Source organism: Pseudomonas sp. MWU12-2319 (genome assembly GCF_023242525.1).
Taxonomy (GTDB): Bacteria; Pseudomonadota; Gammaproteobacteria; order Pseudomonadales; family Pseudomonadaceae; genus Aquipseudomonas; species Aquipseudomonas gingeri_D.
In genome coordinates, this window is the sequence record NZ_JALJES010000022.1 from 1 (window position 1) to 25,045 (window position 25,045).

General features: G+C 62.4%; 17 protein-coding genes and 1 rRNA gene. 10 read left to right on the forward strand and 8 right to left on the reverse strand.

The features are described from left to right. Positions 1–107: 107 nt before the first annotated feature. Positions 108–223: ribosomal RNA gene (gene rrf, locus M5C01_RS27750) — 5S ribosomal RNA — on the forward strand. 230 nt (positions 224–453) lie between these two features. Further along, complete coding sequence (locus M5C01_RS27755) at positions 454–2,334, forward strand: methyl-accepting chemotaxis protein (RefSeq protein ID WP_103499820.1); 1,881 nt, start codon at positions 454–456, stop codon at positions 2,332–2,334. A gap of 180 nt (positions 2,335–2,514) precedes the next feature. Here the strand turns inward: M5C01_RS27755 and M5C01_RS27760 are convergent, their stop codons facing one another. The 5 genes from M5C01_RS27760 to M5C01_RS27780 form a co-directional block, all read right to left on the reverse strand. Then, the gene (locus M5C01_RS27760; RefSeq protein ID WP_103499530.1) at positions 2,515–2,982 is read right to left on the reverse strand and encodes an SRPBCC family protein; all 468 of its coding nucleotides are present in this window, start codon (positions 2,980–2,982) and stop codon (positions 2,515–2,517) included. A 28-nt stretch (positions 2,983–3,010) separates the two neighbouring features. Continuing rightward, positions 3,011–6,454: an amino acid adenylation domain-containing protein gene (locus tag M5C01_RS27765; protein WP_152741837.1), complete on the reverse strand. Its 3,444-nt coding sequence runs from the start codon at positions 6,452–6,454 to the stop codon at positions 3,011–3,013. 14 nt (positions 6,455–6,468) lie between these two features. After that, positions 6,469–7,398: a diiron oxygenase gene (locus M5C01_RS27770; protein ID WP_103499532.1), complete on the reverse strand. Its 930-nt coding sequence runs from the start codon at positions 7,396–7,398 to the stop codon at positions 6,469–6,471. Then, positions 7,395–8,174, reverse strand: a complete 780-nt coding sequence (locus M5C01_RS27775) for a DUF3050 domain-containing protein (RefSeq protein ID WP_103499533.1) — start codon at positions 8,172–8,174, stop codon at positions 7,395–7,397. The genes M5C01_RS27770 and M5C01_RS27775 overlap by 4 nt, the downstream gene beginning before the upstream one ends. A gap of 868 nt (positions 8,175–9,042) precedes the next feature. Next, positions 9,043–9,732: a GntR family transcriptional regulator gene (locus M5C01_RS27780; RefSeq protein WP_103499534.1), complete on the reverse strand. Its 690-nt coding sequence runs from the start codon at positions 9,730–9,732 to the stop codon at positions 9,043–9,045. A gap of 523 nt (positions 9,733–10,255) precedes the next feature. Between M5C01_RS27780 and M5C01_RS27785 the strand changes: the two genes are divergently transcribed. The 5 genes from M5C01_RS27785 to M5C01_RS27805 all read left to right on the forward strand — a co-directional run bounded on the left by M5C01_RS27785 (position 10,256) and on the right by M5C01_RS27805 (position 16,796). Next, positions 10,256–11,152, forward strand: coding sequence for a TauD/TfdA family dioxygenase (locus M5C01_RS27785; protein WP_152741835.1), 897 nt, complete (start codon positions 10,256–10,258; stop codon positions 11,150–11,152). Between the two features lie 25 nt (positions 11,153–11,177). Next, positions 11,178–12,215 (forward strand): ABC transporter substrate-binding protein, encoded by a 1,038-nt coding sequence (locus tag M5C01_RS27790; protein ID WP_152741834.1) that lies wholly within the window; start codon positions 11,178–11,180, stop codon positions 12,213–12,215. A 5-nt stretch (positions 12,216–12,220) separates the two neighbouring features. Then, positions 12,221–13,075, forward strand: coding sequence for an ABC transporter ATP-binding protein (locus M5C01_RS27795; RefSeq protein WP_152741833.1), 855 nt, complete (start codon positions 12,221–12,223; stop codon positions 13,073–13,075). Between the two features lie 19 nt (positions 13,076–13,094). Further along, entirely contained in the window at positions 13,095–13,967 is an 873-nt protein-coding gene (locus M5C01_RS27800; RefSeq protein WP_103499538.1) for an ABC transporter permease, read from the forward strand. Positions 13,968–14,249: 282 nt separating this feature from the next. Continuing rightward, positions 14,250–16,796, forward strand: coding sequence for an EAL domain-containing protein (locus M5C01_RS27805; RefSeq protein ID WP_152741832.1), 2,547 nt, complete (start codon positions 14,250–14,252; stop codon positions 16,794–16,796). A gap of 188 nt (positions 16,797–16,984) precedes the next feature. On the opposite strand, the gene M5C01_RS27810 is transcribed toward M5C01_RS27805, so the two are convergent. The 3 genes from M5C01_RS27810 to M5C01_RS27820 all read right to left on the reverse strand — a co-directional run bounded on the left by M5C01_RS27810 (position 16,985) and on the right by M5C01_RS27820 (position 20,590). Next, positions 16,985–17,365: a hypothetical protein gene (locus M5C01_RS27810; protein WP_152741831.1), complete on the reverse strand. Its 381-nt coding sequence runs from the start codon at positions 17,363–17,365 to the stop codon at positions 16,985–16,987. 327 nt (positions 17,366–17,692) lie between these two features. Then, positions 17,693–18,406, reverse strand: coding sequence for a DUF3142 domain-containing protein (locus M5C01_RS27815; RefSeq protein ID WP_178129996.1), 714 nt, complete (start codon positions 18,404–18,406; stop codon positions 17,693–17,695). Positions 18,407–18,412: 6 nt separating this feature from the next. After that, complete coding sequence (locus tag M5C01_RS27820) at positions 18,413–20,590, reverse strand: outer membrane assembly lipoprotein YfiO (RefSeq protein ID WP_152741830.1); 2,178 nt, start codon at positions 20,588–20,590, stop codon at positions 18,413–18,415. A 225-nt stretch (positions 20,591–20,815) separates the two neighbouring features. Here M5C01_RS27820 and M5C01_RS27825 point away from each other — a divergent pair, with 225 nt between their 5' ends. Genes M5C01_RS27825 through M5C01_RS27835 form a run of 3 tightly spaced genes read left to right on the forward strand, consistent with a single transcriptional unit; the run spans position 20,816 to position 25,019 of the window. After that, positions 20,816–21,604, forward strand: coding sequence for an efflux RND transporter periplasmic adaptor subunit (locus M5C01_RS27825; RefSeq protein ID WP_152741829.1), 789 nt, complete (start codon positions 20,816–20,818; stop codon positions 21,602–21,604). After that, the gene (locus M5C01_RS27830; protein WP_152741828.1) at positions 21,601–22,923 is read left to right on the forward strand and encodes an HlyD family efflux transporter periplasmic adaptor subunit; all 1,323 of its coding nucleotides are present in this window, start codon (positions 21,601–21,603) and stop codon (positions 22,921–22,923) included. Before M5C01_RS27825 ends, M5C01_RS27830 begins: the two co-directional genes overlap by 4 nt. After that, a complete protein-coding gene (locus M5C01_RS27835) occupies positions 22,923–25,019 on the forward strand; it encodes a biotin/lipoyl-binding protein (RefSeq protein ID WP_152741827.1) in 2,097 nt (698 codons plus the stop codon). The genes M5C01_RS27830 and M5C01_RS27835 overlap by 1 nt, the downstream gene beginning before the upstream one ends. Positions 25,020–25,045 lie beyond the last annotated feature (26 nt).

Genomic DNA, 25,045 nt, shown 5'->3' on the forward strand with positions numbered 1-25,045 from the left:
GATTAAATTCCGAAACCCCAATTGCGAAAGCAGTTGGGGTTTTGTTTTAGTAGAAGTTCCCGATTTTGCTGACACGCCCTCCGGTGGCGGGTCTGGCCACAGAATTTCTTGACGACCATAGAGCATTGGAACCACCTGATCCCATCCCGAACTCAGCAGTGAAACGATGCATCGCCGATGGTAGTGTGGGGTTTCCCCATGTGAGAGTAGGTCATCGTCAAGATTGAATTCCGAAACCCCCGTCTGCTCACGCAGACGGGGGTTTTGTTTTGGGCGTGCAAAAAATCCTCCAGACATTTCCTGAAATGAGCTAAGTTTTCATCCCATGGTGCCGACAGTATGGTGAATGATGCGTGCACCAAAGTGGAGCAGTCATAGAACGCTGCCTGCGCCCCCCAACGAGTGTTGCACCCGCACGCATCCCCATTTTCGGCATAATAAGAAGTCCATGAAATGAATCTGAAATTCAGCCATAAAATCCTTTTGGCCGCCTCCGGTGTCGTGGTTCTCGCCTTTGCGCTGTTCACGTTCTACAACGACTATCTACAGCGCAGTACCATCCGGCAGAATCTCGAGTCCTCCGTCCAGCAAGCCGGTGACCTGACCGCCAGCAGCGTGCAGAACTGGTTGGGCGGGCGGATCCTGGTACTGGAGAACCTGGCGCAGAACCTGGCCCATCAGGGCAGCAAGGCCGATTACCCGGGCCTGGTCGATCAACCGGCATTGACCTCCAACTTCCAGTTCACCTATGTCGGTCAGACCGATGGCACCTTCACCCAGCGTCCTGACGCGAAGATGCCCGACGGCTACGATCCACGTCAGCGCCCCTGGTACAAATCCGCTGTCGTGGCGGACAAGACCATGCTCACTCCGCCCTATATGGCCTCGGTCGGCGGCCTGGTGGTGACCATCGCCCTGCCGGTGAAGAGCAACGGGCAATTGCTCGGTGTGGTGGGGGGTGACCTGAGCCTGGAGACCCTGGTGAAGATCATCAACTCGGTGGACTTCGGCGGGATTGGCCAGGCCTTCCTGGTCAGCGGCGACGGGCAGGTAATCGTCAGCCCGGACAAAGACCAGGTGATGAAGAACCTCAAGGACCTCTACCCGAACTCCGGGCTGCGGATTACCAAGGGCATCCAGGAAGTCACCCTGAACAACCAGGAACGGATTATCTCGTTCACACCGGTGGTGGGCCTGCCTTCGGCGGACTGGTATATCGGCCTGTCCATCGACCGGGACAAGGCCTACGCGCCACTGAGCAAGTTCCGGACTTCGGCGTTGATCGCGATGTTGATTGCCGTGGTGGCGATCGCGGTGCTGCTGACCCTGTTGATCCAGTTCCTGATGCGTCCGTTGACCACCATGGGTCGTGCGATGCAGGACATCGCCCAGGGCGAGGGCGACCTGACCCGCCGCCTGAGCATCGAGAACCGGGACGAGTTCGGCGAGCTCGCCGGTTCCTTCAACCAGTTCGTCGAGCGCATCCACGCCTCCATCAGTGAAGTGTCCTCGGCCACGCGCCAGGTGCACGACCTGTCCCAGCGGGTGATGAACTCCTCGAATGCCTCGATCATCGGGTCCGATGAGCAGAGCGCACGGACCAACAGCGTGGCGGCGGCCATCAACGAGCTGGGGGCGGCCACCCAGGAGATCGCCCGCAACGCCGCCGATGCTTCGCAACACGCCAGTGGCGCCAGCGAGCAGGCGGACGACGGGCGTCAGGTGGTGGAAAAAACCATCCTGGCGATGACCGAGCTGTCGCAGAAGATCAGCCTGTCCTGCACCCAGATCGAAACGCTGAACGCCAGCACCGATAACATCGGGCACATTCTTGATGTGATCAAGGGCATCTCCCAGCAGACCAACCTGCTGGCCCTCAACGCGGCGATTGAAGCGGCGCGGGCGGGCGAAGCGGGACGCGGGTTTGCCGTGGTGGCCGATGAGGTGCGTAACCTGGCCCACCGGACCCAGGAATCGGCGGAGGAAATCCACAAGATGATCACCTCGCTGCAGGTCGGTTCGCGGGAAGCGGTGACGACCATGAACGCCAGCCAGGTGTCCAGCGAAGAGAGCGTTGAAGTCGCCAACCAGGCCGGTGCCCGTCTGGTCAGCGTGACCCAGCGGATTACCGAGATCGACGGGATGAACCAGTCGGTGGCGGCTGCGACCGAGGAGCAGACCGCGGTGGTGGAAACCCTCAACGTCGATATCAACCAGATCAACCTGCTGAACCAGCAGGGTGTGGCCAACCTGAATGAAACCTTGAAGGATTGCGATGCCTTGGCGCAGCAGGCCGGACGGTTGAAGCAGTTGGTGGACAGTTTCAGGATCTGATCCCGCGATACCTGTGTTGACCCCCTCTCTTGTGGGAGCAGGGCTTGTGTGGGAGCAGAGCTTGCTCGCGAAGGCGGCCTCAAGGACGCCAAAAGCTTCGCGGGCAAGCACCACTCCCACAGAGAGCGGCTGTTGTTCAGCAGGCCGCAGGCGACACCTGACGGCAGGCGCCTAACTTGATCAGGCCAACAACGTCCGCACATTGTTCATCGCATCATCGGCAAACCCCTGAACAAAACTGCGGAACCCCGGCAGCGCCTCCTCACCACCACTGGCCGGTTCGGCAATGATGGTCCAGGTTGCGCGGCTGCGGTCCGCATCCAGCGCCTCGACCGTCATCGACGCCCACAGCTGGCCAACCCCCAGGGTGTTGTAGATCGTCGTCCAGGTCATCCGCCGTGCCTGCTCGTCCCGCGAGTTGAGCTGCTCGACCACCAGGTTACCGTCCTTGAAGAACTTCTTGCGCAGCGAGCCGACGCCTTCGCCGGTGATCTCGATGCGCTCCAGCGCCGTGATAAACGCCGCAAAGCCACCGAAATCGCCGACCACGGCCCAGACCGTAGCGGCGTCGCGGGCCACTTCCACCGATGAAATCACCGGGCTGCCTTGTGGATTGCGGATCAGGCTATCGGGTTGCAGGTTATTCATGATGTAACTCCTTGTGGGTGGGGGTGAATCAGATGAATTGAATCTGTTTGAGGTAGTCGCAGCCCTTGCGCAGCAGCGCCGGGGTCTTGGCCGGGTATTGCTCGCCCATCTCGCGCACGGCTGCGGCGGCATGGGCATGGCCGATGGCCGAGATATCGCCGATGTCCTCTTCGAAACCGTTGAGGTAGAAACCGAGGACTTCGAACAGCGCATTGTTGCTGTCGACCCGGTGTAACTGGCGCTGCCAGTCGGCGACACTGACCAGCTGGAAGTCATGGCCGGCTTCACGGAACGAGGCCATGTAGTCGGCCCAGCTCAGGGGTTGCGGGTTATGCAGGTTGAACACCCCGTGGGCGCTGGTACGTCGGCAGTGCACGGCGATGAAGCGGGCGAGGAAGTCCACCGGCATCAGGTCGAAATTGAGCTCCAGGGCGGGCACCTGGCCCAACTGCAGCGAGCCCTTGAGCATCAGCATCAATCGGTTCTTGTGGGGCTGGCTGACCCCGGTGCGGCTGTTGAAGCTGATATTGCCGGGCCGGTAGAGGTTGGCCCAGGCGCCTTGCTCGCGGGCCCGTTGCAGGATCCGCTCGCCGACCCACTTGCTCAGGTTGTAGCCGTTGCGGATATAGATCGGCGGTGTCTGGGCCGCCGGTTGCTCGAGCACCCGACCCTCGGCATCGGTACTGCTGGAGGCCGACAGCGTCGAGATGAAGTTGAAGATCTTCTTGCTGCGCCCCTCGCACAGGCGCAGGCATTCGAACAGCGGATCGACGTTATCGGGTGCCAGCGACTCGTAGTCGAGCACGTGGTTGACGTTGGCCGCGTTGTGCACCAGGGCGCCGAACTCGCGATCGATCCGTTCATAGACCGCCGGGGCGAGCCCCAACAGAGGACGGGTCAGGTCGGCGGCATGGACCCGCACCCGGCTCAGATCCAGGTGCTCCAGGCGGTTTTCCCGCAGGGCCCGGGCAAAGCGCTCGGCCGCCGGTTCCGCGGCGCTGTCGCGGACCAGGCAGGCGACCTCGACGGCCCCGCCGGCCAGCAGCGCTTCGACCAGGTGCACGCCGACAAAACTGTTGGCGCCGGTCACCACCACCTTGTTCACATCGCCAGCGCGATCAGCGGGTAATACGTTGAGGCCCAGTTCCCGCTCGACATCGATCAGGATCTGCTCGCTCAGGGCCTGGCTGGTGGCGGCGCCACCGACCAGCATCGCCAGGCGGCACAGGGTCGGTTCCTCGATAAAGCGGTTGATGGAGATACCCCGGCCATACTGCTCGCGAATACCCAGCAGCATTTTCGACAACAGGATCGAGTGGCCGCCCAGGTTGAAGAAGCTCTCGTCGGTGGAGATATCTTCGACAGGCAGTTCCAGCAGCTCGGCCCAGAGTTCCAGCAGGCGACTTTCGTCCGCCGTGGCGGGTAACCGGCGGCGGCTGTTTTCGGGCGTCTCCACCGGCAGCTTGAGCAACGCCGCGCGGTCGATCTTGCCGTTGCTGGCCGAAGGCAGGCTGGCCAGCTCGGTGTAGACGGTCGGTTGCATATAGTCCGGCAAGTAGCGCTCGGCATGCTGCCTGAGGGCGTCCTGGCCGCCGACAGACTGCGGCTGGCTCATAAAGGCCAGCACCCGCCGCCGGGGATCGATGACCACCGCGATCTGGCGGTACAGCCGGCTGTCGCGCAGGCACTGCTCGATCTCCTCCGGCTCGACCCGGAAGCCGCGAATCTTCACCTGGTTGTCCCGGCGCCCGCACAGCTCGATGCCTTCGCCGGTCCACTTGGCCATGTCGCCGGTGCGGTAGGCACGCAGGCTTTCGCCCTGGCCCAGCGCCAGTTGCAGGTAACTGTCCGCCGTCTTGTCGGGATTGTTCAGGTAACCGAGGCCGACCCCGGGGCCGGCGATATACAGCTCGCCGACGGTCTGCTCGGCGACTGGCTGGCGCTGTTCGTCGAGAATCAGCACCTGGCTGTTGGCGATGGCCTGGCCCAGGCTGCGATTGCCGGAGCCGGGCTGGAAGCGCCTGGCGGTGACCAGCACGGTGGTCTCGGTAGGGCCATAGAGATTGTAGAAATGGCACTGGGTCGAGAGCTTCTCGATGACATCCGGTTCGCACACGTCACCGCCGGTCATCACATGGCTCAGGCCCAGGGGCGTGTCCAGCGGCAGGATACTCAGCAGTGCCGGCGGCAGGAAGGCATGGCTGAGCCGTTGCCCGCGAATCAGCGCCAGCAGTTGCAAGGGATCGCGACGCTGGTCTTCAGTCGGCACCACCAGCGCCGCGCCGCTGACCAGGGTCGGGAAGATGTCGATCAGCGACGAGTCGAAACTCAGGGTGGAGAACTGCAGCACCCGACTGGTTTCGCTGAGCTGCACATAGTCGGCATACCAGGCGGTGAAGTGGCTGAGGTTGTGCTGGCTGAGCAGCACGCCCTTGGGCTGTCCGGTGGTGCCCGAGGTGTAGAGCGCCAGGCAGGGTGCCTGGGGGGCGCGTGCCTGGCGCACCAGGGGCTGATCAGTCGGTTTTTGCGCCAGGCCACGGACATCCAGGGCCGGCAGCTGTTCGGCCAGGGAAGATTGTCCGTCATGCAGCAGCAGGCTGGCGCCGGCATCCTTGAGAACGAACAGTTGGCGTTGCAGCGGGTGGCCCGGGTCCAGCGGCAGATACACCGCGCCGGCCCCGAGAATCGCCAGGATGCTGGCATACAACGCGGGGCTCTTGTGCTGGCAGAGCCCGATCACCGGCGGTTCGGTGAACGGTCCCAGGGCATCGAGCCGGGCCAGCAGACTTTGCTGGATCGTCCGGCTCAGGTCGTGCAGTTCCCGGTAGGTCAGCGACACCCCGTCCAGGGTCAGCGCGGGGCGTTCGGCGAAACGCAGCAGGCTGCTTTCGATATGCTCGATGACCGACACCTGGGCCAGGGCAAGCAACTCGGGGCGGGCGGTCTGGTTGAGACGGTGTTCGAAAGCCAGCGTCTCAAGCCTGCGCAGATCCTGTTCCGGGTGCTCCGACGCCGATGGCAACGTGGCGGCCTCGGCAAAGTATTCGGCGTCACGGGAATAGCGGCTGACCTGCAAGGCCACCCGCTCCACCAATGCCTGGACTGCGGCGAGGCGTAGCGCCTGGCCGTTTCCGGAGCCGTCCTGATCAACCCCCAGGCGCTGGATCAGGCGGCTCCCGGCATCCTCGACCAGCCGACAAAGCAGGCTGAGTGCGGGCAGGCCCTGGGGCGCCACGGGCCCTTGTTCCAGGCGCAGGGCCAGGTGAATGCAGGCGCCGAGGTCGCGCCGCCAACTGGTGGGCAGCACCAGGCTGCCATCTTCGATCAACAGATCCGCCGCGCCCGGCGGTTGTGCTTCGATGGCCTGTGCGTGACTCAGGCGTTGAATCGAATGACCGTGCTGTTCCAGCTCGCGGAGCAATTCATCCAGCGCCTGGCTGCTGCCGACGAGCAAAAGGGTGAGACGTCTCATGATGATCTCCTTGGCTAGATCAGGTAGTCGCTCAAGGCGTCCTGAACACAGGGCGAATCGAGCAGCGAGCTGTTACGCAGAAAGCGCACGATATTGATCACCAGCGGATGGTGGCGATTGATCGGATACGCCAGCCCCAATGCCTCGCGCCTGAGTTCCTGGCGAATCGCCTCGCTCACCGGCAGGTGCTCGATCACGCGGAAGTCGAAGGCTTTCTGGATGTCGTTGGTCAGGTAATGGACGATGAACACCGGCAGGATCTGCGCGATCAGGTCGCGGTCGTCCTCACTCGCGGTCTGCCAGTAGATCCGCACCAGGCGCGTCCAGAACCCGGCATGCCGGCCTTCGTCGAGCAGGTGGTCGGCCATCAGGCCCTTGATCGAGGGTTTGATCGTGTCGTCCTTGGCAAAGGCCGCGACATCGTTGGTCACGGTGTTTTCCGAGATCGCCACGCAGATCAGCTCCATGGCCGCTTGCAGGTGCTCGGGGGCCATCCCCATGGCCGCCGGGATCGCCCGGCTCAGTTCGATTTCCTCGGGCAGCTCAAGGGGTTCGATGCCGGTCATGGCCACGGTCTGCTGCATGAAGTCCATGGCCACCAGGGCGTGATAGTCCTCGTCCACCACCACGGTCATGGCGTCATAACGACAGGCGAACGGAAAGCGGATCGGGAAGCGCCCCTTGGCAATGCTGCGGGCGGTGCGGTCGACGATATCGGTCTCGAAAATCACCACGTCATTGATGAATTTGTAGAGGCTCTGCAGCAGCACGAAATCCCGCTGCTCCGGACACAGGGTGAGGAAACTCTCGCTGCTGACCAGGGGCTGGCGGCTCAGGGGATAGATCAGCCGATCGTCGTCCTCGAGCAGGCGCCGTGGGCGGGTGCGGATGCTGGCGCGGCTTTCCCAGGCATCGGCGAAGGAGGTGTAGTCGACGGCGTTCATGAGAGGGCCACCTCGACGGCGCGTTCGCTCAGGCTCAGTTGCAAGCCGTCCCACAGCGCCAGGCGGCTGTCCACGGCGGCCAGGGCGGCGCTGTAGATCTCCGCCTCGCGTTGCGGCTGACCGCCCACCAGGCGTTCGAGCAAGTGTTCGGCCGCCGGCCCGTGGTCCTCGGAGTCGACATCGATATGCCGTTGCAGGTAGTAGCGCAACGTCGGGGCCTGGGCGTGATCGATGCCCCACTCATCGAGAATCCGCTGGAACATCTGCGGGATGACACTTTCCCGGCCGTGCAGAAAGGCCGCGGCTACCTGATGCGCCGAGGCGTGGAGGGCGATATCGAGGGTGTTTCTGACAAAGCCGATCACCATCGGCGCGGCGTTCACCGTGCGCAGCGCGGTGTCGACCGTCACGCCTTCACGCAGCAGTTCGATGAAGTGCTCGATGGCGGCCGTGCTGGCGCCCACCTCGCGCATGGCTTCCAGATACAACTCGAAGTGGCTGCAATGGCCGGGGCCTTCGCGTTGGTCCGATTCCTCGCCAAGGACAATTTCATTGATCAGGCGTGCGGCCTGGGGGTCCCTGGGCGGCAGCCAGGGCAAAGTGGTACAGGTCAGTTCCTGTTGCAAGCGCTTGGTCAACGACATGAAGTCCCAGACCGCAAAGACATGGACTTCCATGAACCGTCGAAGGAGTGAAAGTGAATGAATCTCACTGAATACAGGATGTTGGGTCAGTTGTTCTTTACGGGCGTCGAGAAGGTGCTTTAGTGCGCTCATTAATATTCACCACGTGTCTGCGAAGTTGAAAGGGCTGTGACAGGTTGCACGGTGTTTTCTATACGGTATGGCGGTGTCACGGTGTTGCATTGGCTAACGGGCGGACGAACAGAGTCCTCAATAAGAAATTGAAAGTATCGAGAGGGATCACGGCGTATTTAACGTACGCCAAAGTGTCATCGTGCAAGCGTTTTGAGCGTATTTTGTTTGGTGTTGCCGGGCGCCTATGTCTAGGCTGGCTAAGGCCTTGGCGACAGGGGTTGCCCGAAAGCCATTAAAAATTAATACAAATAATCAGCGCGGATCAAGTTATTTTTAGAACAATTGTAAGTGGCACTTTTTAATAGATGAGTGTCCCCGATAACACTGGCGATGCCGTGTTTTTAGGGGTGAGAGTGCCCCTTCCGAATAATAACGATCAGAATTTAAATGAATGATGGAATGCCTCATTCAACTGGCTCTCAATGGGATGGATTAATAGTTTGATAGGCGTGGCCGAGACACGGCTGATCCGTACTTCCGGCGCGTGGAAGTGCTCCTTGGTTGAGTGATGTAATCCGAAAGTTGCATGCGCAGAGCCGTACGTCGCTCGTCAATTGATTATCGGTGAGCAAGCCTGTGCCCAAACGGACAGTTCTGCTATCGCCGGAAGAGGCGAAACCTGTCCGAAGCGGTGAATAGATAGGGTCATCCCGCGTGGCAGGGCGTGCGCCCACGACCTTTTTCACAAATCATGGAAAACAGCTGATGGCAGCTTGTCGGCGGTGTTGTTATCGCTCACCGACAACCCGTCTCATCAGCCTGTGGGCTGCCATGCACATCGATAGAACAGCAGACCCCGGGCCCAACAGGCGTATCGGCTCAGGGGTCAAGACCGGGCCTGGGCCAGATAACGCAGAATCACTTCAATGCCGCGTTGCAGGTGGTGTCGCAGATTCTCCACGCACACCTCGATCTCGCCGGCCCGAGCAGCGCTGAGAAGGGCGCGATGGTCATCCTGGGAGAGTTTGCCCAGCCCCATGGCGGACAGGTTGAAACGCAGGAAGCGTTCTTCTTCCACCAGGCCCTGCTCGATCAGCTTCAACAGTTTGTGATTGGGGGCCTTGCTGTAGAGCCCCATGTGGAACAGGCGATTGAGCCGTCCGACCTGGGTATAGTCCTGTTCGGTTTCCAGCAGATCGATATAGGCCTCGATCTGCTTGAAGTCGTTGTCATCGAGCAGGGGCACCGACAGGCGCAGGGCCTCGGTCTCCAGGAGGATCCGCAAGTCGTAGGCTTCGATGGAATTATCGACGATCAAAGGGGCAACCACGGCCCCCTTGTGATGCACCACATTCAGGAGTTCCTGGGCTTCGAGCTGGCGCAGGGCTTCACGCACGGGCATGCGGCTGACGCCGAACAGCGTCGCCAGTTCCTGTTGGCGCAAGGCCAGGCCACAGGGAAGACGCCCGTCCAGGATGGCGTTGCGCAAGGTCTCCTCAATCACCGCCCGGGCCAGATGGGCGGGTATGGGTCCATTGACGTGAACGCTGTTCAAGGGATTCGGTTTTTCCGCCACGCGACTACTCTGTTTTGAACAAGGTTGAAGGGTGATCCGATGGCACACTAGAAGCTGCCCGGGTGCTTGTCAAACCGTCCATTCTCTGCGCCTGAGGCACGCGATAACGGATGATTGCATGGTGCCATTCTCTTTCACCAGCCCTCACTGAAACTATCAATCGATTCCCAAGTGGCTGTAGGGACTCGCCCTCTTGGCGATGCGTATTGCTTCCCGCGGCTCCAGTGTTTTGCACAAGGTTCCAGAACCCGGGTTTTCAAGGTATCCGGATGTGTCGGAGAGGTCCTCGGGGCACGTGAAAAAATCATCGCCTCTCACCGGCTCGGCGCCGGGGCGCTTATGAAAAAGGCCCTATTGATATTCCTTAATAGTATTTAAGTTATCTCTCTTATATCTATATCGTCATATTTCTGCGTGCTCACCGACCCTTGGGTGGGCCGTATGAACTGAACCCACACGCGACCCGCGTGAGTGTCTGATCACCAAGTGCACCTCTGAGCGTGCCCTGCGCAGGAGTCCTTCCATGTCCCTGGCTTCTTCCGTTTCGACCACCGCTGATGCCCCGGCACAGCACTTCGACGTCCGCCCCTTTGATGGATCGGTGGGCGCTGAAATCGTCGGCCTCGACTTGAGCCAGGCGCTCAATGCCGAGGACTTTGCGCGCGTTCACCGTGCGCACCTGGATCACCCTGTGGTGGTGTTCCGCGACCAGCGCATCAGTCCCGAACAGCAGATCGCCTTCAGCCGCCGGTTTGGCGTGTTGCAGATTCATGTGCTCAAGCAATTCCTGCTGGCGGGGCACCCGGAGATCCTGATCGTTTCCAACATCGTCGAAAACGGCCAGAACATCGGCCTGGGCGATGCGGGCAAGTTCTGGCATTCCGATCTCTCCTATAAGGAGCTGCCGAGCCTCGGTTCGATGCTGCACGCCCAAGAGCTGCCATCCGAAGGCGGCGACACCCTGTTTGCCGACCAGCACAAGGCCTGGGACAGCTTGCCCGAGGCCCTGCGCAAGGCGATCGAAGGCCGTTCGGCGGCGCACTCCTACACGGCGCGTTACAGCGAGACCAAATTCGAAGGCAACTGGCGGCCGACCCTGACCCCTGAACAACTGGCCCAGGTCGCCGAGGTGGTGCATCCCATCGTGCGTACCCACCCGGAAACCGGGCGCAAGGGGTTGTTCGTCAGCGAGGGTTTCACCACGCGGATTGTCGGCCTGCCGGAAGACGAAAGCCGCCAGCTGCTGAGCGAGCTGTATGCCCACAGCGTGTTGCCGGAAAACATCTACCGCCATCAGTGGCAGCCCCACGACCTGGTGTTCTGGGATAACCGTTCGCTGGTGCACCTGGCTGCCGGTTGCCCGAGTTACCTGCGGCGCAAGCTCTACCGCACCACCATCCAGGGCGATGCCCCGTTCTGATCTGATCGCTTTAAGGAGCATCCCCATGCCTGCACCCTTTGCGTTGTGGCCGAAACTTGGCCGTCTCACCACCGCCGTCGGCCTCGGCTTGAGCCTGTTGGCCGGCAGCCTGCTGGCGCCTGCCACGGCACAGGCCGAGGGCGAGATCCGCGTCGCCGAACAGTTCGGCATTGTCTACCTGTTGCTCAACGTGGTCCGCGACCAGCACCTGATCGAGAAATACGGCAAGGCCGAAGGCATCGATATCAAGGTCGACTGGACCCAGCTGTCCGGCGGCGCGGCGATCAATGACGCGCTGCTTTCCGGCTCGGTGGATATCGCCGGTGCGGGTGTCGGGCCCTTGCTGACCATCTGGGATCGCACCTACGGCAAGCAGAACGTCAAGGCGGTCGCTTCCCTGGGCAACTTTCCCTACTACCTGGTGAGCAACAACCCGAAGGTCAAGACCATCGCCGACTTCACCGACCAGGACCGCATCGCCTTGCCGGCGGTTGGCGTTTCCGTGCAGTCGCGCTTCCTGCAATACGCCGCGGCCAAGCAGTGGGGCGACAAGGAATTCAATCGCCTGGACAAATACACCGTCGCCGTCCCGCATCCCGACGCCACGGCGGCGCTGATCGCCGGCGGCACCGAATTGACCGGGCACTTCTCCAACCCGCCGTTCCAGGAACAGGCGCTGGAAAACCCCAACGTGCATGTGGTGCTCAACAGCTACGACCTGCTCGGGCCGAACTCGCCGACGGTGTTGTTCGCCACGGAGAAATTCCGCAACGACAACCCGAAAACCTACAAGGCTTTCGTTGACGCCCTGGCCGAAGCGGCCGAGTTCGCGCAGAAGGACAAAGGCGCGGCGGCGGACACCTACCTGCGGGTGACCAAGGCCAAGATCGACCGTGCGGCGCTGCTGAAAATCATCGACAACCCGCAGTTCGAATTCAGCGTGACGCCGAAGAACACCTACCCCCTGGCCGAGTTCCTCTATCGTGTGGGCGCCATCAAGCACAAGCCGGAATCGTGGAAGGACTACTTCTTCGAGGACGCCAAACTGTTGCAGGGGAGCTGACCGACATGAATGCCCCCTTGCAAGGCCACACGGCCAGCAACCCGAGCGTCGCCACCCCGGCGTTGCTGGCGGTCGACCAGGTCAGCCTGGAATACCGCACGCCGGCGCGGGTGGTGCGGGCGACGCATCAGGTCAGTTTTGAAGTCGACCGTGAAGATCGTTTTGTGCTGCTCGGGCCTTCGGGCTGTGGCAAGTCGACCTTGCTCAAGGCGGTAGCCGGGTTTCTCCGGCCCTGTGAAGGCGAGATCCGCCTGCAAGGCCAGGCCGTCACCGAGCCGGGCCCGGACCGTATCGTGGTGTTCCAGGAATTCGACCAGTTGCCGCCCTGGAAAACCGTCAAGCAGAACGTGATGTTTCCGCTGCTGGCGTCCGGCAGCCTCAAGCGTCGGGAGGCGGAGGAGCGGGCGCTGCATTATCTGGAGAAGGTCGGGTTGTCGGCCTTTGCCGATGCCTATCCGCACACCTTGTCCGGCGGTATGAAAGCCCGGGTGGCGATTGCCCGGGCCCTGGCGATGCAACCCAAAGTCCTGCTGATGGACGAGCCCTTCGCCGCCCTCGACGCCTTGACCCGGCGCAAGATGCAGGAGGAGTTGCTGCAGCTCTGGGAGGAGGTGCGCTTCACCCTGCTGTTCGTCACCCACTCGATTGAAGAGGCGCTGGTGGTGGGCAACCGCATTCTGCTGTTGTCACCCCATCCGGGTCGGGTACGGGCGGAGATCCACAGCCATCAGTACAACCTGCACAGCCTGGGCGGCGTCGAGTTCCAGGCGTCGGCGCGACGGATCCACCGGCTGCTGTTCGACGAAACCCCGCAGGCTGAAACCGAACTGAATTTCGCCGATATCCGCATCGCCTATTGAGCGGCTGGAGGAATGCCCGATGAGTCTTTCATCCCCTGTGCGTGAAGAATATGAAGTGGTCCTGGAGCCGTTGCTCGAGGTCCCGCTGGAGCGCGAACTGCCTCTGGGGCAACGGTTGTGGCAACAGGGCTGGTTACGCAAGAGCCTGATCCTGATCTTGCTGGCGGTGCTTTGGGAGGCCGCGGCGCGGTATCAGAACAACGATCTGTTGCTGCCGAGTTTTCTGCAGACGACGAGTGCGTTGTACGACGGCCTGATCAGTGGTGAGTTGCTGAGCAAGGTCGGGATTTCCCTGGTGGTGCTGCTCAAGGGCTATGTGCTGGGGATCGTCCTGGCGTTCGCCTTGACCACATTGGCGGTGTCGACCCAGTTTGGACGGGACCTGCTGAGTACCCTGACGTCGATGTTCAACCCGTTGCCGGCGATTGCGTTGCTGCCGCTGGCGTTGCTCTGGTTCGGATTGGGGCAGAACAGTTTGATTTTCGTGCTGGTGCACTCGGTGCTCTGGGCGTTGGCGCTGAATACCTATGCCGGGTTTCTCGGGGTGTCGGAGACCTTGCGCATGGCGGGGCGTAATTATGGTTTGAAGGGTTTGCGTTTTGTGCTGTTCATCCTGATTCCGGCGGCGTTGCCGTCGATTCTCGCGGGGTTGAAGATCGGCTGGGCGTTTGCCTGGCGCACCCTGATCGCGGCCGAATTGGTGTTCGGCGCCACCAGCGGCAAGGGCGGGTTGGGCTGGTACATCTTCCAGAACCGCAACGAGCTCTACACCGACAAGGTATTCGCTGGCCTGGCGGTGGTGATCCTGATCGGCCTGCTGGTGGAGAACCTGGTGTTCGACACCCTGGAGCGAATCACGGTGAAGCGTTGGGGGATGCAGCGCTATAGCTAATGAGAATGCTTTTGAGAACGCCTACGTCGCGGGGTCGCGACGAAGATATTACATCTGTCCTTTGGGGTTCTTTGATGCGGGTCAATAGTCCGATGATCGGATGGAGGCATATTGATATTAGTGTTTACATGACGACCTTACTACTGTCGCGCATCGATAGGGAGGGCCATTCAACCCCCCTCTGATCTCTGCAAGAGTGGGGCGGCGATCAACAAAGTCCTGAAGCACCGGGAAGGAGCCCGACACCGTGTTTGTCTTCCTTCCCGTGAGTGGGCTACCGCCATGCCTGACATTCAGGATCTTTCCCAGGTTTTCATCCAGACCCTAGAGCAGAGCATCGACAGTGTTGTGGTCATTGATAGCCAGAACAGGGTCATCCTGTTCAACGCTGCCGCCGAAGCCTTGTGGGGGTACAGCCGGGAGGAGGTGATCGGGCAGAACGTCAGTATCCTGGTGCCACAGTTGATCCGTGCGGAGCACGACGGCTACATCGATGCCAATCGTCGCAGCGGCCTCAACAAGATCGTCGGCACCAGTCGCGACGTGCTGATCGAGCGCAAAGACGGCGCCCGGCGTTGGGGGGCGATGTCCATCTCCAAGGTCAAGAGCGACGGCCAGTTGATGTACACCGCCTTCATCAAGGACATCACGGTCCAGCATGAAGAGCGCGAACGCCTGTATCTACTGTCACTGGTGGTCGACAGCACCGAAAACGCAATCATCGTCACGGATGCCCAATGGCAGATCCGCTACGTCAACGGTGGGTTCACCGAGATGTTCGGCTATGACGAAGCCGCCGTGGTGGGACGAACGCCCATCAGCCTGATTGCCCCCTATTTCGAGGTGGGAGATATCGCCGCCATCCGTGCTCAGTTGGGGCGCGGTGAGGCATATCACTCACAGGAATTCGGTTATCGCCATGATGGCCGTCGTGTCTGGTGCAATGTCACTACCTATCCGGTGCTCGATAGCCTCGGTCACCTGACCCATACCGTCAGCGTGCTGATTGACGTGACTCATTCGCGAATGCCGGAAGTCCTGCGGCACAAAGTGCTCGAAGCGATGGTTCGAGAGGAATCACTGGCGGCCTTGATGATGTTGGTCTGCCGTGAAGTCGAGCGGATTGCCCCTGACGTGATTGCTTCGATTCTGCGGGTGGACGAAGGGGGCACCTTGCACCCCCTGGCCGCCCCCAGCTTGCCTGAACATTACTCCAATGCGCTGGATGGCTTGCGCATCGGGCCGCAAGTGGGGTCTTGCGGTACGGCGGCGTTCAGCGGTGAGCCGGTGGTTGTGGCGGACATTGCTCATCACCCGTTCTGGGAAGGTTTTCGCGACAAGGTGATTCCGTTGGGGCTCAAGGCCTGTTGGTCGACGCCGATCAAATCCAGTTCTGGCCGGGTGCTCGGGACCTTCGCGTTCTACTACCGGGAGAGGCGTGAGCCGAGCCCGCTGGATCAACTGCTGGTGAATGCCACGATCCACCTCTGTGCGCTGGCCCTGGAGCGCGAAGAGTCCCGCGCGCATATTCGTCAGTTGGCGTTTTACGATGACCTGACCGGGCTGCCCAATCGCAATATGCTGCACGCCAAGGCCGACCAGGCGATTGCCGATTCGGTGCGGAGCAAGAGCAGCCTGGCCGTGGTCTTCATTGACCTGGACCGCTTCAAGCAGGTCAACGACTCCCTTGGGCATGCGGCGGGCGATGAGTTCCTGTGCATGATCGCCCGGCGTTTGCAGGAGCGGCGACGCAAGCAGGATATTGTCTGTCGGCTGTCCGGCGATGAGTTTGTGCTGGTATTGCCGCAATGCTCGCTGGAGCAAGTGACCGATCTTCTCGTCAGTCTCAAAAGCTGCCTGAGCGTCCCGTGCCAGATCGCCGGGGTGACCCTCAGGCCGTCCGCCAGCATTGGCGTCAGTATGTTTCCCGAGGATGGCCGGACCATGGAGGTCCTGCTGCAACGGGCCGACATTGCCATGTACCAGGCCAAGACCAGCGCACGGGGCAGCGTCAGTTTCTTCAGTCACGGGCTGGATCAGATGGCCAAGGGGCGGCTGAGCCTGGAAACCGCTCTGCGTGAGGCGATTGATCGCAAACAGCTGCATCTGGTGTATCAGCCGCAGGTCGATCTCAACCATCAGGACCTGTGCGGCATCGAAGCCTTGGCGCGTTGGAGTCATCCGCAATTCGGCGAGGTATCACCCTGCACATTCATTCCCATGGCCGAGGAGTGCGGCCTGATCGGCGAGTTCGGCCAATGGTCGGTGCGTGAGGCTTGTCGGCAGCTGGCGAGCTGGCGTCGTCAGCACCTGAAGGTGCCGAGCATTTCGGTGAATCTCTCGCCGACCAATTTCCACAACCGTGATCTGCCACGTTTTATCAGTCGGGCCTTGTCGCAGAACGGACTGGTGGCGGCGGACCTGACGGTGGAGATCACCGAGAGTGTGTTGATGGACAACAACCCGGATACCTTGTGCACGATCGATGAGATTCATGCCCTTGGGGTCCGTCTGGCCATGGATGACTTCGGCACGGGCTATTCGAGTTTGAGCTACCTGCGGCGGTTGCCGATCCAGGAGCTCAAGCTCGATCGCAGTTTTGTCCACGACCTGGAAACCGACGAGACCAGCCAGGCCTTGAGCGAGGCTGTGATTCGCATCGGCGAGAGCCTGGAGTTGCGGGTGGTGGCCGAGGGGGTGGAAACCCTTGGCCAGCAAAAAATCCTCCAGGCCCAGGGCTATGAGGTGGCGCAGGGGTTTCTGATTTCCAAACCGATGCGGGCGGCCGAGCTGGGTGCCTGGCTGGAGAGTTTTCGGCTCAATGCCTGAGGTCCTGTCGTCGACATCACTCGGCAGGTGATGAACACCCGTTGATTTTGTGGTGCCTGTCCCGCCGTCTTCGCGGGCAAGCCCTGCTCCTACAGGTTTGTGTCGTACGCAAAATCTGTGACCGACTCGAAACTGTAGGAGCAGGGCTTGCCCGCGAAGGCGGCGGGACAGGCGCCACAGACTTTGGATCAGCCCGTAGTCCCCATTGTCGACGTCTCATCGATCACCGAGTCCACCCACGACTGCGCCAACTCGATCAAATGCACCGTCCCCATCACCAACTTGCGCTTCGCCCCGTCGAGTTGGTCGGCGGACTCATAAGCCGTGGCCGCCGCCGATTGCAGGATCGACAGTGCGTTGACCAGCTTGTCTTCCACGCTGAGTAACGACGGGATACGGGCGGGCGAGGGCGAGAAGGTCGGGTGAGGTCTAAGCGGATCGTCGCTCATCGGCAGCCCGTAGTGCGCAAAGGCGCGTTCGGCAGCGGCATCGAAATGAGGTTTTCCGGTCTTTGCGCGACGTGATGCCGGGAAAGTGATCGGCGGGTCGGGTGTCAGTCTTTTATCCATGGTCCAGCTCCTACATGTCTGTAATGAGGGGCCATCGTTTGCCGTTCTCACGCGGCAAAGGGTGGCAGCTGTACACAGGGTGAGAATACCGGACAGTAGGCAACCGGCCAGACCGAAGTCTGCCTGCGCACAGCCGCCATGAAGCGTTTTCTGATGAAAAGGCGTTCGTAACGAAAGTGGCGCTGATGCGCTTACTGAGCACGGGTTCTCACGCCCGATCGCTGATTTTGCAGCGATAGGACGAAGACTAGTGACCGCTTCCAGCAGGCGCAAGGCGAAAGGATTTTCTAGGAAACTTCAGGCAAGGGAAAGGGAATTGTCCGGTCGCTAAGGGTTCTGGAGAAACACCACATACCCCCGAAACCACTCATTCCCCTTCAAATACCCCGGTGCCTGCCACTCGCCGCCCTGGATCAAACCGATCTTGAACGGCACGCCCAGCCGGTTCATCCGTGGCAGATACGCGGCGTAATCGGGAATGCTGTGCCGCCCCTGATACGTCTGCACCACCACCTCATCCACCACGCCCTTGAGTTGGGCGATGGCCGCCGGGTCGGCATTGCTGCTCCAGTCCATCAGTCCGGTGATGCTCAGGCGCAACTCCGCCGGCAGTCGCTGGCGCAGGTCGCGCAAAAAAGCGGCATATTCGTCGAGATAGCGGGTGCGGGCATCGAAGTCGATCTGGATGCCGACCACCGGATTGCCCGCCTGTTGCCAGCGTTTCACCTGGCCAAGCAACTGCTGATAGACCGACTCCGGCCAACGCAGGGTGTGGGCGCGATAGACCACCCAGACCTCGCCCCGGGTCAGGCGTGGAATGGCAATGCCCTGGGCGATAAAGTTGACCGTCCGCTGCGGCGAGCGCCGCGACTCGCTGACCTGGCCTTGCAGGATGTAAAGGCTCTTGGCCCGGCTCAGCACCGGCTGCGGGGCGACGCCGCTCCACAGCCAGAAACTGTCGTAGTCCCGCGCATCGACCGCCGCCCGGGCATCGGCCAACGCCAGCAGCCCGGCCAGCAACAGCCAGCGCCAGCGACCCACGGCCACTTACCAGTAGTACTGCAGCGACTTGCCCCACTGGGTGCTGGCATAGCTGGTTTTAAGCTGTTTGAACCAGGCCTTGCGCTGCGCCGGTGTCACTTCCTTCCCGCCGCAACTGTTGTAGCCCGAGGGCGCATAGCAGTTGATGGCGCGGAACAGTGCGTAGGCCTTGTCGGTGGACGACGCTTTGGCATCGCCGATCACGCTCTGGTAACCGTCGAGACGCGAGAAGGTCGTGCCCTTGAACAAGGACGCGGTCCCGCCCAGTTCATCCGCGCTGCGCTGGCTATCCAGCGGCATGCCGTCCAGGCTGTTGCGCAGGATGAATTCCCCCAGGCAGTTCAGCGCCTGGGGCTGCTTCGCGTCGGCTTGCAAGGTCGTCGCCGTCTCGCCAATGGTCGGGCAGGCATAGCCGGACTCGGCCTTGGCACCGCTCCAACGGAACAGCTTGAGCGGCTGACCGCCACTGTAGGTGTAACCCAACGAGGCGCCCAACTTGGTGTCGGACGGCTCGGCCGGCAACTGCTTGAGGTCGGCGGTGAAATCGGCGTAATGGCCCAGGCGCAGGTCCTTGTAGAGCAATACGAACAGGGCTGTATCCCGCTCGGTGGAGGCTTCGCCCTGGGCGACCTGACGCAACAGCCCGGCATCGGCGATATGCCGCAACAGGATGGCGCGCACCTGCGCGGTCTTGATCGGCGAGTCGGCGGCAAAGACCTTGGCCACCTGCTGGTTGCGCTCGTAGTGATTGGCCAGGGCCAGTTCGACCTGCTCGCGTTGCAGCGGCTGATGGACTTGCGGCAGCAATTGCAGCCAGAGGGCCTCGGCACCGTTCACGTCCTGTTTTGCGTCCAGGGCCAGGCCGCGCAGCATCTGCTGGCTGAAGGCGAGGTAGTCGAGTTTCGCCGGGATCTCGGTCGGCAGGCTCTTGAGCGCCAGCTCCGGGTTTTTCGCGACATACAGCTGGAACGCCGCCTGCAAATAGTCATACAGCGCCGGTTGCGCGGCGAAGATCGGTTTCTGCGCCTGGAGGATTTCCAGGGTCAGCTTGGGCGTGGCGTTCTCGCCGTATCCGGGGCGCATGCCCATCAGGTCGTCGAGGGCCTGGAACAAGGGTTGCTCGACCTTGCCGCCGCCGAACAGCATCTTGTTGTCGATCTCCTGCACCAGCTCGTCAGGCGTCACGTTGCGCTGTTCGGCCTTGGCCTGGCCCAGTTGCCAGAGGTATTCGGTCGCCTGTTTTTCGGCATTCCCCGCCAACCAGTAGACCCGGCGCAGCAGGCCGCGGGCGGAGGTCGCATAGAGGCCCTCGGGCCAGGTGCCGAGGTAATGCTGGAAACCTTCTTCGGCCAGTTTCAGCTGGGCCGCGTCGGCCTCTTCCTTGGTCGGCATGCCGTCGCTGTCGAAGGTGTTCTGTTGCGCCAGGTTGAGGGCGGTGCGCGCCTGCATGTACTGCGCGGTTTCCTTCAGCCAGGGTTGCGGGCTTTCGCCCAGGCTGGCGAAGGCCTGGGCGGCGTCGGCGAAGCGCCCGCTATAGAAGCTGATGGCACCGTTCAGGTAGCTGGCAAATGCCTGGCCCTGGGCCGATTGCACGGCGGGCACCAGGCTTGCTTGCTGCGCCGGCTCCCAGGCGCAGGTGCCGAGCATCTGCACGCGAGCGCGGGCCAGGGCCTGGCGCTCGGGGTCGGGCAGTTCGCTGCTGCCCAGCAACTGGTTGATAAAGGTCGTGGCGCTGTCGGTGTCGTTGCTGCGGCAGCGGCCACCCTCGCCGGACAGCAGCGAACTGACGGCGGTGTCGGCGTTTTCGCGGGTGATACCGAGTTTTCCCAGGGCCTCATCCAGCGGGGCGGCGACGGGCTTGCCTGGTTCTGCACCGACGACCGGCTCAGGGGCGGCGTCGAGGCGGGTCGTGGCGAACGGTACCGGGCCGAAGCCCGCGCCCAGGTCGTCGTTGCTCAACGGGTTGGGCGCCAGGGGCAAAGCGCTCTGGTCGGCGAGCAACAGGCGCAGGTTGACCCGGCTGTCGTTGCCCGGGTTGAGGAAGGCGAGGTTACTGCAGCCGTCGAGGCTGTACTTGAGCATTGACCAACGCGGGTAGCAGGTGTCGTCGGAACTGGCCAAGGCCTGTGAGCAGAAGCCGGCGCTCACCGCCAGGGCCAGAGATGTCAGAAGACCGATACGCATGAATTGTCCCTAATTCCGTAAACGAGCGGCACCGAGGCCGGAAGTGGTGCAAATAATACCGAAGCCGGGCCGCAGCACCTATGCTTGTACCCAGCACGACGCTGCAGCCTGTGATCTGCCGCACATCGGCAACCTCCCGGTCGCTCGATAAGCATAGTGGCAATTGGCTTTACGCTTGATACGGCTGCCGTAGACTCGCGATTGTCCGACAAGGAGTCCCTGTATATGTGGTGTTTGCGGATGGGTTTGTTTGGGTTGTCCTGCATGGCGTGCCTGGCTCAGGCGCAGACGCCGGCCGAGACTGACCCGCTGTTGGATAACAATAATAATGCTGCAGCGACCCATGCCGTCGCCGCGAGCGAGGCCCGTGGCGTGTTGCGCGCCCGTGACCAGGCGATGCTCGCCAGCGAGCTGTCGGGGCGTATTGTCGAGTTGCCGTTCAGTGAAGGTGAAACCTTCAAGCAGGGCGACACCCTGGCACGGTTCGACTGCTCGGCCTATCAGGCCCAGCTCAATGCCGCCCAGGCCGCCAGCCGCGGTGCCGGTGAAGAGCTGGCCCACAATAAACAGTTGGCTTCGTTGAACTCCGTCGGCCGCTTCGAAGTGGCCCGCGCCGAGGCCAAGCTCGCCGAAACCCAGGCCCAGTCCCAGGTCTACCAGGTGCAGGTCAAGCGTTGCAGCGTGATCGCGCCCTATGACGGCCAGGTCGTGCAGCGCAAGGTCCAGCGCTATGAAAGCGTCTCGGCCGGGTCGCCGATGCTGGAGATCGTCGACAACCGTACCCTGGAAATCCACCTGCTGGTGCCGTCGCGCTGGATGGGCAAGCTCAAGGCCGGCCAGACTTTCAGTTTTGTCCCGGATGAAACCGGGCAGCCACTGACTGCCACCATCAAACGCCTGGGCGCGCGGATCGATGAAGGCAGCCAGACGCTGTTGCTGGTGGCCAGCCTGCCCAAGGCCGACGGCCTGCTGGCGGGTATGAGCGGCACCGCGCATTTCGAGGCACTGAAATGAACGCACCGGTAGCGGGTGCCGTGGAACGGGTGTTCGCCCAGTTCCTCGACCTTGAACGCCTGACCCGCGCTGCCCGCACCACCGAACAGCTGGCCTACAGCCTGGTCAACGACGGCCAGGCGCTGTTTGGCTTTCGCCACGCTGCCCTGCTGATCGCCGGTAAGGTGCGGGCGGTGACCGGGGTCAGCTCGGTGGAACCGAATGCGCCGTTTGTCGCCTTCGTCGAACACGCCGTGGCGCAGATTTTCAAGCTGGAACGGGCCAAGCCGGCGACCGTGGTGCCGATGGATGCCTTCACCACCTCGGTGCGTGAGGACTGGCAGAGCCTGTCGGCGCCCCAGGTGTTCTGGCTGCCGCTGCTCGATCACAAGGGCGAGGTCTTCGGCGGCCTCTGGCTGGCTCGCGACAATCCCTGGAGTCCTTCCGAACAGGTGCTGCTGGCGCAATTGGGCGACACCTACAGCCATGCCTGGCTCGCCCTGCAGCCCCGCCGGCCGTGGCGTTTGCGTTTCACCCGCAAGCGCCAGGCGTTGCTAGTGGTCCTGGCGCTGCTGAGCCTGTTGATTCCAGTGCGCCAGTCGGTGCTGGCGCCGGCGGAAGTCGTGCCGCTGGCCGGCCGGGTGGTGGCAGCCCCGCTGGACGGGGTGATTGCCGAGTTCCTGGTCAAGCCGAACCAGACAGTGAAGAGCGGCGACCTGCTGGTACGTTTCGAAAGCACCACCCTCAAGGCCCAGGCCGATGTGGCCCAGCGCGCCCTGGGCGTGGCCGAAGCCGAATTGAAGGCCAATGCCCAGCGGGCTTTTGCCGATGCAGAGTCGAGTTCGAAGATCGATTTACTGGCGGCGCGGGTCGAGCAGAAGCGCGCCGAGCGCGATTACGCCGCCGAATTGCTCAAACGCAGCGAAGTGCGCGCCGAGCGTGACGGTATCGCGGTGTTCGCCGACGCCGAACGCTGGACCGGCAAGCCGGTGCAGACCGGTGAGCGGCTGATGGAAATCGCCGACCCGAGCCAGGCCGAACTGCGCATCGAACTGGCGGTCGGCGACGCCATTGCCCTGACGTCCGACGCCGAAGTCGCCTTGTTCCTCGACAGCGACCCCTTGCAGCGTTACTCGGCCAAGCTGGAGCGGGTGGCCTACGAGGCGCAATCGACCCCGGCCGGGCAGTTGGCCTATCGCCTGGATGCCAGCTTCACCGATACCTCGGTACCGCGTATCGGCTTGCGCGGCACGGCGAAACTCTTCGGCCAGCGCGCGCCGCTGGCCTTGTACCTGCTGCGCCGGCCCTTGGCCGGGCTGCGCCAGAGCGTCGGGCTGTAATGAACTTGCCCAGCCTGCGTGCGGATCTGCAGCTCACCGCGGCCGCCCCGGCGTTGGATGGCTCGCCGCGCTGGACCCTGGCCGACCCGGTGCGCGGGCGTTATTTCAAGCTCGGTGTCCAGGCCATGCGTTTGCTGCGGCATTGGTCGCTGGGTGATCCGACGCAGGTGCTGCAAGCGGCGAACCGCGAACCGGGCCTGCCCCTGGGCGACCCGGAGCTGGAGCAGTTGCTGGGCTTTTTGCGTTCCCATGACCTGATCGCCTCGCTGGACCCGCAACAGCGTGCCAGCTATGCCTGGAAAGCCGCCGCGTCGCGCCAGAGCCTGTGGCAGATGGCGCTGCATCAATATCTGTTTTTCCGCATTCCCCTGTGGCGCCCGGATGCCTTCCTCAATCGCGCCTGGCCCTGGCTGCAACGCTTCGGCCCGCGCCTGCTGCGCTACGGTTTGCCGGCCACCCTGGGGCTCGGGGTATTCCTGGTTTCGCGGGACTGGGAGCGTTTTCTCTCGACCTTCCCGCACCTGTTCAGCCTCGGCGGGGCCATGGCCTTTGGCATCGCGCTGTTCTTCGCCAAGCTCTGCCACGAGTTCGGCCATGCCTTCATGGCCAAGCGCGCGGGGTGTCGGGTGCAGAGCATGGGCGTGGCCTTCATGGTCATGCTGCCGCTGTTCTACACCGACGTCAGCGACGCCTGGCGGATCAACGACCGCAAGGCGCGATTATTGATCGGGGCCGGCGGGGTCATGGCCGAGATGCTGTTGGCCTGTATCGCCCTGCTGGCCTGGTCGCTGTTACCGGATGGGCCGGCGCGCACGGCGGCGTTCATGCTCGCCAGCGCCACCTGGCTGACCACCCTGGCGGTCAACCTCAACCCGTTCATGCGTTTCGATGGTTATTTTCTGCTCAGCGACTTCTGGGAAATCGACAACCTTCAGGGCCGGGCCTTTGCCCTGTGCCGCTGGCGCTTGCGCGAGGCCTTGTTCGGCTATGACGAGCCGGCCCCGGAACCCTGGCCGCCGGCGATGCGCCGACGCCTGCTGTGGTGGGGCTTCCTCTCCTGGTTGTGGCGCGCGGCGCTGTTTTTCGGGATCGCCCTGGCGGTCTACCACCTCTTCTTCAAATTGCTGGGCATCTTCCTGATGATGGTGGAACTGGGTTGGTTCATCTTCCTGCCGATTTTCAAGGAGACCCGCGAATGGTGGTCGCGACGTGAGCAGGCGCATACCCCACGGGTGTTGCTCAGCGGCCTGGGTCTGCTGGCGCTGCTGTTACTGGTGGTGGTGCCCTGGCGCAGCAGCGTGGAAATACCGGTGATGCTGGAAGCCGGGCGGGTCACGGCCCTGCACGCGCCGGTTGCCGCGCGGGTCAAGCAGGTCAATGTGCATGATGGGCAGATGATCGAGGCGGGCACGGTGCTGGTGGAGCTGGAGTCGCCGGACGTCGATTCGCGGTTGATCATCGTGCGCCGTGAAATCGATATCCTCCAATTGCAGATGCGCCGCCAGGCCGGACGCAGCGAGACCGCGGCGGATGTCGGTATTCTCGAACAACGGCTGGCGGAGGCCGTCGCCGAATACCGGGGGTTGCAGGCCCGTCGTGAGCGTTTGTTGCTGAAGGCGCCCCAGGCCGGCCAGGTGCGCGACCTGATGCCGCAATTGGCGGTCGGGCGCTGGGTTTCGACCAAGGAGCCGCTGGCGCGGGTGGTCGAGGGTGGCACCCGTATGCGTGGTTATCTGGCCGAAGAGGACTTGTGGCGAGTTGCGCCGGGGGCGAAAGGGCGTTTTGTCGCGGATGACCCGATGCGCCCGGCCTGGCCGGTGGAGTTGCTGGACGTCGACGCCAACGGTGTGGCAGCCATCGACCAGGAGGCGCTGACCTCCGATCATCACGGCCCGATTGCCGTGCGCCGCGACGAAAACCGTCGTCCGGAGCCGGTGCAGGCGCAGTACGGCGCCCGCTTGCGGTTGCTCGAGGATATGCCGACGCCCAGCCATCCACTGCGCGGTGTAGCGGTGTTGCAGGGACGCAGTGAGTCACTGTTGGGCACGGCCTGGCGGCGCATGGCCGCCCTGGGCGTGCGGGAGAGTGGTTTCTAGTCAGTACAACGGTTCAGGGAGTACAA